The sequence below is a fragment of the Paenibacillus sp. FSL H7-0357 genome, assembly GCF_000758525.1.
Lineage (GTDB): Bacteria > Bacillota > Bacilli > Paenibacillales > Paenibacillaceae > Paenibacillus_AQ.
This window is the reverse complement of sequence record NZ_CP009241.1, coordinates 491,235-509,810: the sequence shown is the minus strand read 5'-3', so window position 1 is coordinate 509,810 and position 18,576 is coordinate 491,235. Positions and strand designations below refer to the sequence as shown.

General features: G+C 51.3%; 9 protein-coding genes. 7 read left to right on the top strand and 2 right to left on the bottom strand.

Features of this window, described 5'->3' with window-relative positions:
* Positions 1 to 218: 218 nt before the first annotated feature.
* The 4 genes from H70357_RS02245 to H70357_RS02230 all read left to right on the top strand — a co-directional run bounded on the left by H70357_RS02245 (position 219) and on the right by H70357_RS02230 (position 6,944).
* Complete coding sequence (locus tag H70357_RS02245; RefSeq protein ID WP_038585287.1) at positions 219 to 2,204, top strand: anaerobic ribonucleoside triphosphate reductase; 1,986 nt, start codon at positions 219 to 221, stop codon at positions 2,202 to 2,204.
* Complete coding sequence (gene nrdG, locus H70357_RS02240; protein WP_038585284.1) at positions 2,201 to 2,716, top strand: anaerobic ribonucleoside-triphosphate reductase activating protein; 516 nt, start codon at positions 2,201 to 2,203, stop codon at positions 2,714 to 2,716. The genes H70357_RS02245 and nrdG overlap by 4 nt, the downstream gene beginning before the upstream one ends.
* Positions 2,717 to 2,922: 206 nt before the next feature.
* On the top strand, positions 2,923 to 5,256 hold the full coding sequence (locus H70357_RS02235) for a ribonucleoside-diphosphate reductase subunit alpha (RefSeq protein ID WP_038585282.1): 2,334 nt from the start codon (positions 2,923 to 2,925) through the stop codon (positions 5,254 to 5,256).
* A gap of 656 nt (positions 5,257 to 5,912) precedes the next feature.
* Complete coding sequence (locus H70357_RS02230; protein WP_038585280.1) at positions 5,913 to 6,944, top strand: ribonucleotide-diphosphate reductase subunit beta; 1,032 nt, start codon at positions 5,913 to 5,915, stop codon at positions 6,942 to 6,944.
* A 112-nt stretch (positions 6,945 to 7,056) separates the two neighbouring features.
* On the opposite strand, the gene H70357_RS02225 is transcribed toward H70357_RS02230, so the two are convergent.
* Positions 7,057 to 7,998 carry a helix-turn-helix transcriptional regulator gene (locus H70357_RS02225; protein ID WP_038585278.1) on the bottom strand — a complete coding sequence of 314 codons (942 nt, stop codon included), beginning with the start codon at positions 7,996 to 7,998 and terminating at the stop codon, positions 7,057 to 7,059.
* Positions 7,999 to 8,089: 91 nt separating this feature from the next.
* Here H70357_RS02225 and H70357_RS02220 point away from each other — a divergent pair, with 91 nt between their 5' ends.
* A complete protein-coding gene (locus tag H70357_RS02220) occupies positions 8,090 to 8,506 on the top strand; it encodes a pyridoxamine 5'-phosphate oxidase family protein (protein ID WP_038585276.1) in 417 nt (138 codons plus the stop codon).
* Between the two features lie 160 nt (positions 8,507 to 8,666).
* On the opposite strand, the gene ssuE is transcribed toward H70357_RS02220, so the two are convergent.
* A complete protein-coding gene (gene ssuE / locus H70357_RS02215; protein WP_038585274.1) occupies positions 8,667 to 9,221 on the bottom strand; it encodes an NADPH-dependent FMN reductase in 555 nt (184 codons plus the stop codon).
* 406 nt (positions 9,222 to 9,627) lie between these two features.
* On the opposite strand from ssuE, the gene serS reads away from it, so the two are divergent.
* Both serS and H70357_RS34080 read left to right on the top strand, forming a co-directional pair.
* Entirely contained in the window at positions 9,628 to 10,923 is a 1,296-nt protein-coding gene (gene serS / locus H70357_RS02210; protein ID WP_038585272.1) for a serine--tRNA ligase, read from the top strand.
* 353 nt (positions 10,924 to 11,276) lie between these two features.
* Positions 11,277 to 18,383 (top strand): 5'-nucleotidase C-terminal domain-containing protein, encoded by a 7,107-nt coding sequence (locus tag H70357_RS34080; protein WP_052091765.1) that lies wholly within the window; start codon positions 11,277 to 11,279, stop codon positions 18,381 to 18,383.
* The last annotated feature ends 193 nt before the right edge of the window (positions 18,384 to 18,576 follow it).

Sequence of the window (18,576 nt, the reverse complement as noted above, 5' to 3'; positions counted from 1 at the left end):
CGCCCTCAGGTATCGGCTTCTGCGGAATATATAAGAACAGGACAGAGATTACCCCTGTCCCCTGCTTGTATGTTCATCAAGACAACCGGCAAATATCCTTGTAAGGATATTTCGTACGCATTCGGGCATTTTCCGCCTCCTCGGCGGGAGATGCTTTTTTACTGCTATCAGGAAGTATATACTTCGTTCTTACTATACCGAGGGGAGAGAGCTAGACAATGACGCTGCTGGAGAAACGGTACAACGGTGGACAAGCTGCACAGGAAGTTCTTTTGGAGGAAGTTATTCATTTGGGACGGGATATTATCGACAGCCGGGATTTGGATCTGCTGCGCGAGAATGCCAATTTGAACGGAGAAAGCTTCTCCGGCAAAATGAGCAAATTCGGCAGTGAATATTCCAAGTGGTATGCCCGCAACTTCACGATGCCGCCACAGCTCGTGCAGGCTATTCAGGATAATGTCGTGTATGTCCACGATCTGGATCAATACGCCATCGGAACGACCAACTGCATCTTCATCCCGTTTGAGCGCCTTCTCCGCGAAGGCTTCAATACCGGCAACGGCAGTGTCCGTCCTCCGAACTCGATTATGACCGCAATGTCGCTGGTGGCGATTATTTTCCAATCCCAGCAAAATGCCCAGTACGGCGGCGTATCCGCCAATAAACTGGATTACGATCTTGCCCCGTATGTGACCAAATCCTTCGCCAAGCTGTTCCGAAAGGGACTGGAATACTTTGAAGAAGGCCAAGCCGGTGATCACCTCGGCGAAATCACGATGAGCCGCAGCGATCTGGCGGAGCAGTACCCGCGCGCCTTCCGCTTTGCGCAGAAAGAGACCGAAAGCGAAACACTACAGGCAGCAGAGAGTATGATACATAATCTCAATACGATGTCCAGCCGTTCCGGCGGACAGATTCCTTTTACCAGCATCAACTATGGCACCTGCATCTCCCCCGAAGGCCAGCTTGTGATCAGCTCCCTGCTGACCGCTACCATGAACGGCCTCGGCAGCGGAGAAACACCGGTGTTTCCGATCCAAATCTTCAAATGCAAGCAAGGCGTCAACCAGCAGCAGGGCGATCCGAACTATGAGCTGTTCCTTAAAGCAGCCGAATGTTCCGCACGCAGACTGTATCCTAACTTTGCCAATCTGGATGCTCCGCTCAACATGCAGTACTATGATCCGGCTGACCCGGACACTGAATTTGCTACGATGGGCTGCCGCACCCGGGTACTGGGCGACCGTTTCGGACGCAATCACTGCTCCGGCAAAGGCAATCTGTCCTTCAACACCCTGAATCTGGTCCGTCTGGGCCTCGCTCACGGCACTGTGACAGGCCGCCGTCTTGCTCCCGACGAGGAAGGCTTCTACGACGACCTGAATCATTATATGGATATTGCACTGGAAGGCCTGCTGCACCGTTTCCGGATTCAGGCGGCCCAGAAAGCCAAAGCTTCCGATTTCATGATGCGCGAAGGCGTCTGGGAAGGCGGCGAACAGCTTGCTTCTGAGGACAGCGTAGGCGAGCTGCTGAAGCACGGCAGTCTGTCGCTCGGCTTCATCGGTATGGCGGAGTGCATGAAAGCCATGTACGGCAAACATCATGGTGAGGACATGGAAGTCCATGCCAAAGCGCTCGCCGTTGTCCGCCATATGCGCGAGTACTGCGACCGCAAGAGCGAAGAACTTGATCTTAACATCACGCTGTTTGCAACACCTGCCGAAGGCTTGTCCGGCAAATTCACCAAGGTGGACCACAAGGTGCTTGGCTCTATTCCCGGCGTAACCGACCGCGAATATTATACGAACTCCTTCCACATTCCAGTGTATTACGAGCTCAGTGCGGCCAAGAAGATTAGCCTTGAGGCCCCTTTCCATGAATACTGCAACGCCGGAGCCATTTCCTATGTGGAACTGAACGGCAATGCCCGCAGCAACCCGGCAGCTTTTGTCAAAATCATCCGCTACGCGCTGGAGCAGGAAATCAGCTATTTCAGCATTAACCACCCGATTGACCGCTGCTCCGGCTGCGGCTATGAAGGGGTTATCGGCACGAACTGCCCTTCCTGCGGCGCACATGAGCATGATACCCATATCCGCCGCCTGCGCCGGGTAACCGGATATTTGACCGGCGACTACCAGACCCGCTTCAACGCCGCCAAGCAGGCCGAAGTAAGAGACCGCATCAAGCATCTATGAATATTTGCGGCTACTACCCGGAATCAATTAATGAGGGAGAGGGCATGCGGGCCGTCCTCTTCCTCAGCGGCTGCCGCCACCGCTGCCCGGGCTGCTTCAATCCGAAAACGTGGAATTTCAATTTCGGTGAAGTGTTCACCCTGGAGCGGCAGCGTGAGATTATTGCTGAAATTGCCGCTAATCCGCTGCTGGACGGCCTGACGCTGGCCGGCGGGGACCCTTTTTTCTCGGCAGAAGAGGCTGCGGGCTTCATTCATGAGCTTCGCGCTGTGCTGCCGGATTTCTCAATTTGGATTTATACCGGTTATACGTATGAAGAGCTGACGGCTTCTCCGGGCTCGCCGGAATGGAATCTGCTGGCCTTGTGCCATGTAGTGATTGACGGACGATTTGTAGAAGAGCTTAAAGATACTACCCTTCCCTACCGGGGAAGCAGCAACCAGCGGATTATCGACATTCCGGCCAGCCTTGCCGGCAAGGAAATCATCCATTGGCAGCCTGCTGTACTTTAGCTTTTTGGAAATATAAATTTCATGGTATACTTTAAGCTTCTGTTTTCCGCAGACTCGGATTCTAGCAGGCGATACGACCTATCGCCTGTTTCGAAGGCAGCTTTGAAATGCCGGCTGAGCCGCCATTTCCTGGCCGCTTTCTGCGCTATAATATATCAATTTTTAATATTGAAAATTAAACCCAAATACGAAAGGATGAATCCCCTATGCCAGAACTCGTAGTGAAACCCGACAACCGCCAATTGGCTTTTGATCAAATCCGCCTCTCCGTTTACGCCGACCGTATCCTGAACGGCCTTGAGCAATTAAGCAAAGAAACCTTGCTGCGCGGGGTGCAGTCCAAGCTTCGCCGGAGCGAGGTCAGCGGAGAAGAAATCAGCAGCGCCTTCACCATGAGCGCCCTTGAGCTCGTAACCAAAGAAGAACCGGACTGGAAGTTCGCTGCCGCCCGCTCGCTTTTAACGACCCTATACAAAAAAGCCGCGGTTAACCGCCGCTATAAAGCATACCCGGATGAGCCATACGGCGAGCTGTACCCGCTGATTTCCGATCTGGTGAAGAAAGGCATCTACCGTGAAGAGCTTCTGACCCACTACACCAAAGAACAGATTGCCGAGCTTGGCGGCTGCATTGATTATACACGCGACCTGCTGTTCGATTACATCGGCTTGCTTACCCTGTCCGACCGTTATCTGGCCCATGACTTTGACGGGCGTGTGATGGAGCTTCCGCAGGAGCGTTATATGATTATCGCCATGTTCCTCATGCACACAGAGCCCGAAGAGAAACGTCTGGATCTGGTTAAAGAAGCCTACTGGGCGATGAGCAACATCTACATGACGGCTGCAACGCCAACGATGTCCAACGCTGGTAAAAAGGTTGCCGGACAGCTCTCCAGCTGCTTCATCGACACCGTCGACGACTCGCTCGAAGGCATCTTCGACTCCAACACTGACGTAGCCCGGCTGAGCAAAATGGGCGGCGGCATCGGCGTCTACCTCGGCAAGGTACGGGCCCGCGGCTCCGATATCCGCGGCCACAAGAATACCAGCTCCGGTGTTATCCCGTGGATCCGCCAGCTGAACAATACCGCCGTCAGCGTCGACCAGCTCGGCACACGCAAAGGTGCAGTTGCCGTCTACCTCGACGTCTTCCATAAAGATATTCTCGCCTTCCTCGACCTGAAGCTGAACAACGGCGACGAGCGGATGCGCGCGCATGACGTGTTCCACGGCGTCTGCCTGCCGGATCTGTTCATGGAGGCCGTAGAAGCGCGCGGCCACTGGAACCTTTTCTGTCCGCATGAGGTGAAGAAGGTAATGGGCTGGAAAGATGAGAACGGCCGCGCACTTGGCCTTGAGGATTTCTATGACGAAAAGCTTGGCCAAGGCGCATTCCGCGACAAATATGCCGAAGCTACCGCCAATCTGGAGCTGTCCCGAATTACGGTTCCGGCCATAGATATCATGAAGCGGATTATGAAATCACAGCTGGAAACCGGCACACCTTACATGTTCTACCGCGATACGGTGAACCGCTCCAACCCGAACCGGCACCAGGGGATGGTCTTCTCCTCCAACCTGTGCACGGAAATTATGCAGAACCAGTCGCCAACGGTCATTGAGAGTGAAGAGCTGGTTACCAAAGACGGCCAGACCCGGATCGTTATCTCGAAGGTTCCCGGCGACTTCGTAGTCTGCAACCTGAACTCCATCCACCTGGCACGCGCCATCCCGGCCGGAGTGCTGGAGCGGCTGGTGCCGATTCAGGTACGCATGCTCGACAACGTCATCGACATTAACAATATAGAAGTGCTGCAGGCGCAGTACACAAACAGCCAATACCGTGCAGTCGGCCTCGGCACCTTCGGCCTGCATCACCTGCTGGCGCTGGAGGGCATCCGCTGGGAGTCCGACGAAGCCGTGGAATACAACAATCACCTGTATGAGCACATCAACTATCTGTTGGTACACTCCAGCATGGAGCTGGCCCGCGAGAAGGGCCGCTATCCTAAGTTTGCCGGCTCCGACTGGGATACCGGAGCCTACTTCGACTCGCGCGGTTATACAAGCGGCGAGCAGGAAGGCAAATATGTGACAACTGAGCAGTGGCGTGAGCTGCAGCAGGAAGTAGCTAAAGACGGCGTACGCAATGCCTGGATGTTCGCGATTGCTCCAAACGGCTCGACCTCGATCATCGCCGGCTCCACAGCCAGTATTGATCCTCTGTACGAGCTGCTCTCCTACGAGGAGAAAACAACCTACAAGATCGCCAACCCGGCACCCGATCTGTCTGAGAAGACGATTTGGTACTACAAAACGGCGTTCCTGATTGACCAGAACTGGTCGATCCGCATGGCCTCAGCCCGCCAGCGCCACGTCGATCAGGGCCAGAGCTTCAATCTGTACGTGACGCCGGACATCAAGGCCACCGATTTCCTGAACCTGCATTTGAACGCCTGGAAGGGCGGACTCAAGTCGACGTATTATGTGCGGAGCCGTGCATTAACCATAGAAGAGTGTGAATCTTGCGCCAGCTAATTGTCTTCATGCCTTGAATAGAAACACGGTGATGTATTCGTAACTACGAGAAATGTTTGGGCTTCCGGCCGCTGTTGTCATCAGATGTCTTGATTGTACCGCTCATAGCGGACGACATCCGATGACAGCCTGTGCTTTCGATGCGAGCTTTCCTTCGGAAAGCTTTCAGGCGGTCGCTGTCGCTCCTACAGCTCCAAACTTCCTCTCCGTGACTAAGCGCTGGTTTTTAAAGTAAGCATTCACCAGTTAGCTGCGCGAACGATGTCCCAATATCATAATTGGCGGTTGACCAATTCAGGCTTCCTCTTCCTTGTTCAATGCGCAGCAAGCCATTTCCTACCCGTTTTTAATCAATAACGGGAATTCCTGCCGCTACCTGTGCCCCTGGATTGAAAATCCCACAAGGAACGGGAATTCTGCCCGCTAAATTTTCACAAAAGGGCTCTATTTGATAAACAGCCCATAATAGCGACATGAATTCCCTCTATAAGAATAAATAGAACCATTCATACAAAATTACCGGGTGACTTTCCCGTTACCCCCTTAGGAGCCAGGAAGCTTGCTCCCCCTCTCCATTTGGAAGCCCGTTCCGGCGAGAGGGCATGGCGGCGGGAACCCATCCACAGTTTGAGTGCAAAATACAGGAGGGAATATAAATGCAACTGCAAAAGATTTTTAATACAGAAGCGCCGAATATGTCTACCCGCATCATTGACGGGGAATGCTCGGGCATTCTGAACTGGAACGATATCCGCATGCCGCATATGTATAAGCTGTACAAGGTGCTGCTGCTCAACCACTGGATCGCCGATGAAATTCCGATGTCCAAGGACGCCCAGCAGTTCCCGATGCTGGAGGCTGAAGAACAGCGTGTGTTCAAGATCAACATCTCCCTGCTCGCGGTACTGGACTCCATGCAGACCATGTTTGTGGGCGACGTAAAGCGGTATTTTACCGACTCTTCCCTGGAGGCGATCTCCGCGATCATCGGGCAGCAGGAGGTTGTGCATAACCAATCCTACTCCTACGTCCTCTCTTCCATCGTTTCGGACAGCGAGCAGAAGGAAATCTTCGAATACTGGAAACATGATCCGGTCCTGCTGGAGCGCAACCAGTTCATCTCCGATATTTATCAGGAGTTCCGCGACGAGCCGTCGAAGGAAACCTTTTTCCGCGCGCTGGTAGCCGATCTCATTCTGGAAGGGATTTTCTTCTACAGCACGTTTGCTTTCTTCTACAATCTGGCCCGTGACCAGAAGATGATGGCAACCAGCCAGATGATCTCCTACATCCAGCGCGACGAGAACCAGCATTGCTACTTCTTCGCGGAAGTGTTCAAGCAGCTGCTCGTGGATTTCCCAGAGCTCAACACTCCGGAGAATATGGATTATGTGTACCGCACCATCGACCGCGCCGTAGAGCTGGAAACCAACTGGGGTCACTACACGCTCACCAACGTGCGCGGCATTGACATGAACGAGCTGAGCGATTATATCAAATACACCGCTAACAAACGCCTGACCCTGATGGGCATGGAAAAAGCCTATAAAGGCGTGGACGTTAACTGCATGCCATGGATTAAGCCTTTCTCCGACGAAGCGCTGAACGCCACCAAAACCGATTTCTTCGAAGCCAAGTCACGCAATTACGGCAAAGTCGGCGACGACAACGGGTTCGACGATTTGTAAGATTCGACCCAGCCGGCTGTAGATAGCAGGTCCAGGAAATAACCTCAAAAACCCGGAAAAAGCCTTAGATAATCAAGGTTCTCCGGGTTTTTTCCTCTTCTGCTATTCAAAGTCACAGCTTTTTATAATATCCTGATATCCTCTCTAGTTCAGTAACAACTAAATTCTTCAAGCAAGAAGGCTGGATAGAGATAATAGCTGTTCCATATTTGATGAAGTAGCTCGAAATAAATTTTTCTTCTCCTTTATTATAAAATCCACAGATTGCATATTTCTCCTTATTCACACTTAACGTCATAGACGGATAATGCTCCTTATAGAACAAATCCACTGCCTTTTCCGAAATCTCCACCTCAAAATCAACGGCCCCCTCTAATTTATACATGTCAGCAGGGGATGACGTTAACTCTTCCGCTTTTTTGGAAGGATGATCCTTCAATTCCTGTATTGATATTATTTTGTCGCACCTAAAAACCTGCACCTGATTATTCTTAAAATTAAATCCTGTGGCATACCACTGTCCATAAGATGCTGAGATATCAAAAAACTGAATCGTATAGGATTCCCCGGCACCATTTTTAGCATATCCAAGCTCGCATACTTTTTCCTCCAGCGCAGTTCTTAGAATTTCCTGGAGAAAAGGACTGCTGTTAGCATGCTTGTATGTCTCCAGCTTTAATAGTCGTTCCATTTGGAAGACCCTTAGTATCTGCTCACTGGAAAGACAGGATTCGAACTTCTTCTTCAATTTTTCAACACTTAAATGAAAGGGTGTCGATTGATATGTTTTTAGTGTCAGCATTGAAAAATACAAAGCGTATACTTCATCTACTGTAAACACAATAGGTGACAACAATCTATTTTTCAAGATCCCATATTTTCCGTATCGCCCCAATTCAGAAAAGATAGGCATCCCTATTTCCTCTAATGACTGGATATCCCGCAAGGCTGTGCTTTTAGAGATATTGTATCTGTCCATAATGTCCTTTAAGTTAAATTGCTCCTGCCCGTTCAAAAAAATAATCATATCGTTTATCCGTTCCGACTTTTTCATTTGTTATCTCCTCACGTTCTGAAAGGTGTCAAAATATGATACCTTTCAGCAGTATACTTTACATGCAGGAGATATTAAAGGAGGAATAATTGTGGATACGAAAAGAGAGTTTCTAAGAATGATGGCACAGCAAACAGAAATAGCATTGGCAACCATTGCAGAAAACCACCCGAAGGTTAGAATTGTAAATTTTTATTACGATGACAGATCACATTCCCTTTTCTTTTCAACGTTTGCCGACAATCAGAAAGTCAATGAGATAGAAAAAAACAACAGAGTGGCATTCACAACCATTCCATCCAGCGGCAATGAGCATGTAAAAGCGGAAGGTCTTGCTGTAAAAAGTGCAAAAAACATTCATGATGTACAAGACGGATTCGTTCATAAAATTCCCGACTACAAAAACACCATTGAGCAGGCTGGTGATTTCCTGATATTATTTGAAATTAAGTTTGAAACTGCTATTGTAACTTTAGATTTCGAAAATACTGGTATTTACTCAATTTAAGAGCAGGTATAAAACGGACTTGAACCGTCCTCATGATCCCGCACGAGATGCAGCCAGTTTGCGCAGCACCCCCTTCCACACATCAAAGAGCCCCCTGAATCCACCGGATAAAAGGAGCTCTTTGGTATTATTGTACGACAGGCATGGCTCGCGCAGCCGGTTACTCTCCGGCCTTGCGGGCCGCTTTATGCGCAGTCTCTTCCGCCAGCTCCGCCAGAACGCTGTTCAGCCGCAGCTTGAGTTCCTCAGCCAGTTCAACTATCCCCTGATCACTCCGCACAGCCTGTGAGTCCACGGCATATACGCCGCCCAGAATATGCCGCGCGCCGAGCACGGACAATACAGGCTTCAGTGCGTAGTCTATGGTGAGCAAATGCGCCAGGCTACCGCCCATAAAGAGCGGGAGCACGATTTTGCCGGCCAGCCCTTTTTGCGGGATCAAATCGAGGAAGGTCTTGAGCACCCCTGTATAGGAGGCTTTATACACCGGACTAACCACGATTACTGCATCTGCTTCGGCTACAAGACCATTGGCTTTGACGATCGCTTCACTTTCAAACTTGGTATGGATCAAATCCTCCGCCGGCAGCTCAGCGACATTAATGCGCTCCACCTCAAACCCGCGCCCGCGTAAATCGTCCTCCGCATATTCAATAACCGCGTTGATCCGCGATACCAGAGACGGCGTTCCGTTGATCACAACTATTTTGCCCATTTCTCCACCTCTTCCGTTCATTTCACAATATATGCAAGATGCACCTGATCTCAAGCCTGAATACTTTAAATTAGTAATAATCCTATCAAAGAGCAAGGATTAATGTCAAACAGGAATTACCCTTGCACCCCGCAAAATCATGGGATATAATAAGCGGCAATACTATATCCCGACCAGGCCAATGAACGGCATCCAACCGTGAGGCGTCTGCGACCGGAGCATTTACTTGTTCCCTAAGTTTACCGGGTTTCGCCCGTTACCGCGAAGACCAAAGAGGATCGGATTCCGCTACTGAAGCAGCTTTACAGGGATTCGGTCAACCTGGGTGGCACCGCGAGCTGACGCTCCTCGTCCCATGGATGAGGGCGTTTTTTGCATTTTTTTAAACCAAAAGGAGCGAAGCGGTATGCTGGACATGAACTGGATCAGGGAGAATGAGGAACTCGTAAGAAACACGGCAGTGTGGAAAAAGGTGGATTTCCCGCTGGATGAATTGCTGGAATGGGACGATAAGCGGCGGGTTTTGCGCCGGGACACGGAGCAGCACCGGGCACAGCGCAACACGCTGACCAAAGAAGTGGAACAGCTGCTGCGACAAGGTGACACCCAAGGCGGAGAAGCTGCCAAGGAACAGGTGCGGAAGATCAACGCCCTGCTGGGCAAGCTTGAAGCTGATCTGGCGGAGGCGGACCGCCGCTGCGGAGAGCTGCTGCTGCTCGCCCCGAACCCGGTATCGGGTGATACGCCTATCGGCGGCGATGACAGCCAGAATGTGGAGCTGCGGCGGACCGGTGCGCTGCCGGATTTCGGCTTCGCGCCACGCGATCATGTCGAGCTCGGCGAACTGCATGATATCATCGATATACCGCGTGGCGTCAAGGCTGGCGGACCGCGCAGCTATGTGCTGAAAGGTGCGGGTCTGAACCTGCATCTCGCTGTGCAGAGGCTGGCCCTGGATGTGCTGGCAGCACGCGGCTTCACGACAATGGATGTGCCGGTCATCGTCCGGCCGGAGGCGCTGGAGCGGACGGGATTTTTCCCCGGCGGCATGGATCAGACCTATGAGCTGGCCGGTGAAAAACGCTGGCTGGCCGGAACCTCGGAAGTGTCGCTTGTTTCATTATATAGCGATGAGATTGTCGATCTTGCGGAGCCTATGCGGTTAGCCGGGATGTCCACCTGCTTCCGCCGCGAAGTCGGCTCAGCGGGACGCGATGTGCGCGGCCTGTACCGCGTGCATCAGTTCTCGAAGATCGAACAGGTTGTGTTATGCAGAGGCGATAACAAGGTCTCGGAGCAAATGCTGCAGGAAATCCTGGCGAATGCCGAGCATATTTTGCAGCTGCTCGAGCTGCCTTACCGGGTCGTGGCCGTCTGCAGCGGTGATATGGCGCTGAAAACGCATAAGCAATACGACATCGAGACCTGGATGCCCAGCAGAGGCGCTTATGGGGAGACCCATTCGGCTTCGAACCTGCTCGATTTCCAGGCCCGCCGTTCGGGCATCCGTTACCGGGATGAGGACGGACAGCTGCAGTACTGTCACACCTTGAACAACACCGCAGTGGCTACGCCGCGGATTCTGATTCCGCTGCTCGAGAACCATCAGCAGGAGGACGGAACGATTTATATTCCAAAGGCGCTCCAGCCTTATATGGGGGGCTTAGACTCCCTCCCTGCTCCGGCACAGACAGAGAAATAGCAGAATACGATCCTGCAAATCTTTTTATCGTTTCATAAATGCCCTTGGCCTTACTGCGGCCGGGGGCATTTTTATGTTCTTTTCACATAAACATAACATACAGATAACACTAGCTAAATTAGAAAAAGATAGTCTCAAACCTATCATTTCATAAATTCAACACAACTCTTTGGATTGAACGAGAAAAATATCATCGTCTTTTGTGCTCTGAACCAAAACTTCCAATATTTCTATGTTATTCAACCCATGTTTAATATATATTTAATGGTAGACAACCTATCATTTAATGAACAAATGATAGAGTTAGGTTAGGTTGAGTGATTATCGTAAACGAGAGGAGAAGATTCGAACAAATGAAAATCTCATCAAGGCAAAAAAAATGGTGGTCTGCGGCACTCTCAATGCTGCTCGTTACCGGTATTGCCCTGCCCGCACCACAGACCGCTTCTGCGGCCGAGGATAACAGCTCACCCGTAATCTCCCAGGTATATGGCGGCGGAGGAAACTCCGGAGCCAAGTACAAAAATGACTTCATTGAGCTTTATAATCCGACCGATACAGCTGTCGATCTGACTGGCTGGAAGGTTAGATATGCCAGCAGTGCCGGATCATTCGGCACCAACAACATCCCTCTCGCCGGTACCCTTCCAGCCAACGGTTACTATTTAATCATGGGCGCAGGAGGAAATACTGGAGATGCCTTGCCTACCCCCGATCTCATCCCTTCTTCGCTTATCAATCTGAGTGCCACCAACGGTAAAGTCGATTTATTGAACAGTACCGATACCCAGGTTGACCTTATTGGATACGGCACTGCTAACTTTTTTGAGGGTACAGCGGCGGCTCCTGCCCTGACCAACGCAACCGCAGCAACACGCCAACAGTCCCTTGTATTGCCGTCAGGTAACCGCGGATTGGATACTAACCAGAACTCTACCGACTTTATTACTACACAAGCACCAGATCCGCGCAGTTCCGGTTCCGGGGTAGTCGACCCCAAATCTCCGGCCGTTGCCGCATCCATCGCTTCCGGCCTGCTCGTGGGCAAGGGAACTGAACTCGCCCTTACTACAAGCAGTGTAACCGCAAGCGTATACTACAGTGTATATGCAAATGGCAGCACTGACGCCTTAGCAGATTACGCATGGTATAATGCCCCGATTGTTCTGCAGGATGACAGTATCCTGATCAAAGCTTTCTCTAAAGAAGAAGGCAAACCCGACAGCGATATTTCACAGTTTAACTATACGACCAAGGATGCCGTGAGCGGACTGACGATTCCCCAGATCCAGGGCACCGTCCAATCCTCTACTTATACTGGTCAATTGGTGAAAGGCGTGCCGGGCATTGTGACTTACACAAGCGGCAGCACCTTCTATATCCAGAACCCGACGCCAGACAGCGATGTCCGGACTTCCGAGGCGATCATGGTCTACCTTCCCGGGAACAAGGTGAAGGTTGGTGATTCCGTGCTCGTGGACGGAACGGTCAAGGAATATAAGGAAGGCGGATATGATGGCGCCTCCGATCTGCTGACTACGGAAATTGCCGCAGCTCAGGCAAAAGTCATATCTTCCGGAAACGCTCTTCCCGCTGCTACCGTTCTTGGCACCGGTGGCCGCGCTATTCCCACTGCTGTCATTTCGGCCGGTTTGAGCAAAGAGCTTGAACCTGCCAAATATGCGCTCGACTTCTACGAGAGCCTTGAAGGCATGCGCGTTCAGCTCAATACCCCAAAGATTATCGGACCTTATGATCATGAAATTCCGGTTACCGTAAACAACGGTACCAGCACGACAGAAGTCAGCTCCCCGGCGGGCGGTCTGGTCCTGACAGGAGCAGACTATAATCCCCAGCGGATTCTGATTGCCAAGAAACCAAGCAGCCCGGTCAAAACAGGGCAGGTTTTTGCCGGCAACATCACCGGTATTCTCGGCTATGATTACGGAAATTTCAAAGTGCGTCCGGATAGCGAACTGCCTGCGGTAAACCCGGGAACCTCCAAGGACCGGGAAACTACCGCTTTGACAGCCGAAGCGGACAAATTGACGGTCGCTTCATTTAATGTGGAGAATTTCTCCAAATCCAACTCCTCCACTAAAATTAACAATGTGGCTAAATCCATTGTAAGCAATTTGAAAACACCGGATATCGTCGGCCTGCTGGAAATCCAGGACAACGACGGTGCCACGGACAGCGGCAATGTCGATGCAGCTGAGAGCTACAAGGCGCTGATCGACGCCATCACAGCACAAGGCGGTCCAGTCTATGCTTATACTGACATCTCCCCTGCAAACAACATGGATGGCGGTGCACCAGGCGCTAACATCCGGGCCGGATTTATTTACAACACTGCACGCGTTAAACTGGCTGGATCAGCCAGCAAAGGCGACGCAACAACAGCAGTTGCTTACACTAAAGACGGCGGACTCAGCCTGAATCCGGGCCGGATTGATCCAACCCACTCCGCATTCAAGAGTTCCCGCAAGCCGCTTGCGGCCGAATTTATGTTTAACAATGAAAAAGTTATGGTTATCGCTAATCACTTCAATTCCAAAACAGGCGATACTGGCCTTTATGGCGGCACACAGCCTCCGGTTAAGGCAAGTGAAACCCAACGGGCGGAAATCGCCAACGTGGTAAATGGCTTCGTGTCAGATGTCCTGACCAAGAATCCGGATGCCAATATCGTCGTGCTTGGCGATCTGAATGACTTCCAGTTCTCGAATACACTAAAGGTCCTGAAAGGCAGCGCATTGACCAATCTGATCGACACCCTGCCTCTGGGAGAGCGCTACTCCTATATTTATGAGGGCAATTCCCAAACGCTGGATCACATGCTGGTCAACAATAAGCTGGCCTCCAGATCCACACTCGACATCGTGCACATCAATGCCGACTTCCAGGAAGAAGAAGGACGGGTAAGCGACCATGACCCGCTGCTGACTCAAATTGACTTCGGTGCCGACACTTTCAACCTGCGTGTGCTGCACACAAATGATACGCACAGCCACCTGGAGAATGTAACCAGACGCACGTCGGCGATCAGCAGCGAACGCACAGGCAACACGGTGCTGCTGGATGCAGGGGACGTGTTCTCCGGAACCTTGTATTTTACCCAGTTCAAGGGGCAGGCAGATATCAAGTTCATGAACAACATCGGCTATGACGCGATGACATTCGGCAACCATGAGTTTGATCTGAACAAGGATCAGCCGGAAGTGCTGAAGGACTTCGTGACGGCAGCCAAATTCCCGTTCGCCAGCTCCAACATCGATTTCACTACGAAGAAAAGTGAACTCGCGGAGCTCTATCACAATACGATCGGAACGCTGGAAACCGACGAGTCCCTGAGCACGGCCAAGGATGGCAACATTTATCCTGCGGTCATAAAAGATATTTACGGCGAGAAAATCGGTATTTTTGGCCTAACAACCGAGGACACCGTTGGACTGGCATCGCCAGGTGATAAAATCAGCTTCAAGGACCATGTAGAAAGCGCCAAAAACACAGTTAAAATGCTGGAGGACCAGGGAATTAACAAGATCATCGCCGTTACCCATCTGGGTTACACTGTTGATCAGGAACTGGCGAAGGCTGTTCCCGGAATTGACATTATCGTTGGCGGACATTCGCATACGAAGGTCGATAATCCTCCGACGCCAATTGTTAATGCCGGAACCGGCAAGAATGTACTGATCGTGCAGACCGGTGAATACAGCCAATTCCTCGGCGAATTGGACGTAACCTTTGATAAAGACGGTGAAATTCTCGCCTACAACGGCAAACTGCTGGATGTTAATCTATTCGGCGAGGATGCTGCAGCCAAAGCTTTGCTTGCTCCTTACGACGCTGAATTGGCAGCTGTCCGCAGCGAAGTCGTAGGCTTCACTGACGTCGACCTCTACACCAACCGCACCATCGACGGTAAGTCTGTACGTGTTGTACGTCAGGAAGAAACACCGATCGGCAACATGATTGCCGACAGTATCGCGGAAAAAGTTAAAGAGCTTATGCCGAATTTTGTGCCGGAGAGCGACCTTGCTTCCATTAAGGGCGTTGTGGCCATCCAGAATGGCGGCGGCATCCGTGCAGCCATCGACAAAGGCGACATCACGATGGGCGAAGTGCTGACCACACTGCCTTTCGCCAACAGCCTTGCTGCGCTCAAGGTAACGGGCTCGGAAATCATCTCCTCTCTGGAGAACTCGGTCAGCGGCCTGAGCTCCGACCAAGGACGTTTTGCTCAGGTTTCCGGCATGAAATACACGTATGATTCCACGAAAACACCTGAAATTGTGGATCCCATAACAGGCAAAGTAACACAAACCGGGGAACGTATCGTATCCGTCGATATCCTGCAGGCTGACGGCTCCTACGCACCGGTTGATCCGAACGCTTACTATCTTCTGTCCACGAACTCCTTCATGGCAGGCGGCGGAGACTTCTATCGTGCCCTGGCTGCTGCCAAGGCAGACGGACGTTATTATGAGCTTGGTCTTCCGGACTTCGAGGTTCTCTTGTCCTATTTGAATAAGCATAAACCGGTCAATGTCGAAGTCGAGGGCCGTATCACGGACCTGAAGGGAACTCCGTCACCGGACGAAGATTTCTCTTTACGCATTCTGCACACCAACGATACGCACAGCCATCTGGAAACTGTAGTTAAACGGATGACAGCGATCAAGCAAGAACGGACCGGCAACTCCATCCTGCTTGATGCAGGGGATGTATTCTCCGGCACACTGTATTTTACGAAATTCGAAGGACTGGCTGATCTTGAATTCATGAACTATATCGGTTATGACGCTATGACCTTCGGAAATCATGAGTTTGATAAAGGACTGCCTGCATTAAGAACGTTTATTAATGAGGCCAAGTTCCCGTTCATCAGCTCAAATATCGACTTCACGAGCAAGGATAACGAGCTGAAGGATATTTTTGTAAATCAAACCGGCGGCACTACCGCCACACCAGCACTGGATGGCCACATCTATCCTTCGGTCATTAAGGATGTGTATGGTGAAAAAATCGGCATATTCGGACTCACCACCGAGGATACCGTGGGCTTGTCTTCACCGGGTGACAAGATTGCCTTTAAAGATTACAAAACAAGCGCAGAGAACACAGTGAAAGCACTGAAGGAACAAGGCATCAACAAAATCATTGCTGTCTCCCATCTGGGGTACAACATGGATCAGCAATTGGCTGTTCAGGTGCCTGGCATCGACGTAATTGTCGGCGGGCACACCCATACCAAGCTGGACGCTCCTGTAATCTTCAATAAAGACGGCGAACCGACACTGGTTGTACAGACCGGTGAGTATGGCCAGAACCTCGGCGAACTGGATGTTGAATTCGACGACAACGGCGTTATTACCAACTATACGGGCAAGCTGCTGGACGTAAGCAAGTTCGCCGATGATCCGGCCGCTAAGGAAATGCTGGCCAAATATGACGTGCAGCTTGCGGAAATCCGCCAGACCCTTGTCGGCAAAACCGATGTGCCTCTGGTCTATGAACGACTTGTAGACGGAAAAACAACCCGTGTTGTACGCAAGGAAGAAACCAATCTGGGCAATCTCATTGCCGACGGCATTAACGCCAAAGCCAAGGAATTGGTAAGCAAGCTGATTTCTGCCGAAGATCTATCCACGATTAAAGGCTTTGTCGCTATTCAGAATGGCGGCGGCATCCGTGCCGGCATTGATCAGGGAGACATTACACTTGGTGAAGTGCTGACTGTAATGCCGTTCTCCAACAGTCTGGTAGCTCTCAAGGTTACCGGACAAGAGATTATTGATTCTCTGGAGAACAGTGTCAGCGGACTTGAAACCGACCAAGGACGGTTCGCACAGGTTTCGGGTATGCGCTATACCTACGACTCCACCAAACCGGCAGAAAAAATCAATGCAACTACAAACGTTCTGGAGCAGGAAGGGGCGCGCATAGTTTCGGTTGATATTAAACAAGCAGATGGCAGCTACGTTGCCATTGACCCTGCAGCTTACTATATCCTGTCCACGAACTCCTTCATGGCAGGCGGCGGAGATTTCTACCGCTCACTGGCTACAGCTAAGGCAGACGGCCGGTTCTATGAACTGTACCTGCCGGATTATGAGGTCTTTACCGACTATCTGAAAAAATCCGGCACTGTTAACCCTGCTACGGAAGGCCGTATTACCGATCTGAAAGGATCGACGCCAACAACAACACCTTCAACTGGTGGCGGATCGCTGCCAACGCCGACACCGGCACCTAGTGCAACACCGGCACCATCAGCAGCACCGCAGGTGACTACAATTACAGCAGCCGATCTGACTGGCAAATTGGCATCACTGCCTAGCGGCAGCAATGAGCTCGTCATTCCGGTTACTGTCACTGCAGGCGGAGTACAGGTTGTACTGCCAGGCAGCGTGCTGGTCAAGCAGGCTGCAACCAACCCTGCGACAGTTCTTACGTTCACTTCACAGGGAGCTTCCTACTCGCTTCCGTTAAGTGTCCTGAACGGAACAGCACTGGCTGCGCAGCTTGGCACCACGGACTTTACGATTACAGTTTCCATGCTGCTGGCAAGTCCGGCAACACTCAGCAGCGTGAATCAGGCGCTGGCTTCCCAAGCCGGTTCCGTCACTCTGGCGGCTCCGGTCATTGAATTCAGCATTACCGCACAAGCGGGAACTAACAGCGTGCCGCTCAACAGCTTCGGAAGCACTTATGTGAAGCGGAGTATCACTGCTCCAGGAAAACTGAACTCCGAGAGTGCAACAGCGGTATCCTTTGATCCGGCAACAGGCAAAATTTCCTTCGTGCCTTCTCTCTTTACAACAAAGGCTGACGGAACTACCGATGTCACCATTAAACGGAACAGCAACAGCTATTACACGGTTGTGAAATCAGCCAAAACATTCGGAGACATCACGGGGCACTGGGCCAAGTCGGCCATTGATCTCTTGGCCTCCAAGCTGATCATTACCGGAACCAGCAATACGGCGTTCTCCCCTGCCCAGAAGGTGACACGGGCGGAATTTGCGGCACTGATCACACGCTCCCTTGGCCTTGCGGCAACAAGCAGCGGAGCAGCCTTCAGTGATGTCAGTGTAAGCGCATGGTATGCCGATGCCATTCACACAGCAGCCGCAGCGGGCCTGATCACGGGCTACACAGACGGCAGCTTTAAGCCGAACAGTCCAATCACCCGTCAGGAGATGGCCTCCATTCTGTCGAAGGCGATGAAGTACACCGGGGCAACCTTAACTGCCGATCCGGCCCGGCTTGCGAAATTCAGCGATGCCGCCGACATTGCCGCATGGTCGCAAAGTGCGGTAGAGGAAATTGCTGCAGCGGGCATCATCCAGGGCAGAGCGGACGGCTCATTCGCTCCACAAATGTCTGCTACCCGCGCGGAAGCAGTTACCATGCTGGAGAAGACTCTGAAGTCCCTTCAGTTCATCAACTAAGCTAAGACAACTTTTACAGCAGCATAAAAAGGCGGTTCCAAAGGCGCAAATGGCGTCCTGTGGAACCGCCTTTTTTTATTTTTCCTTTATATTGAAATTATTATTTAGTTCGCATATAATAAAACAAATAAATAGTTCTATATTTATAGAACAAATATCTTGCACACACATTTACAGAAGGAAATGAGGAACC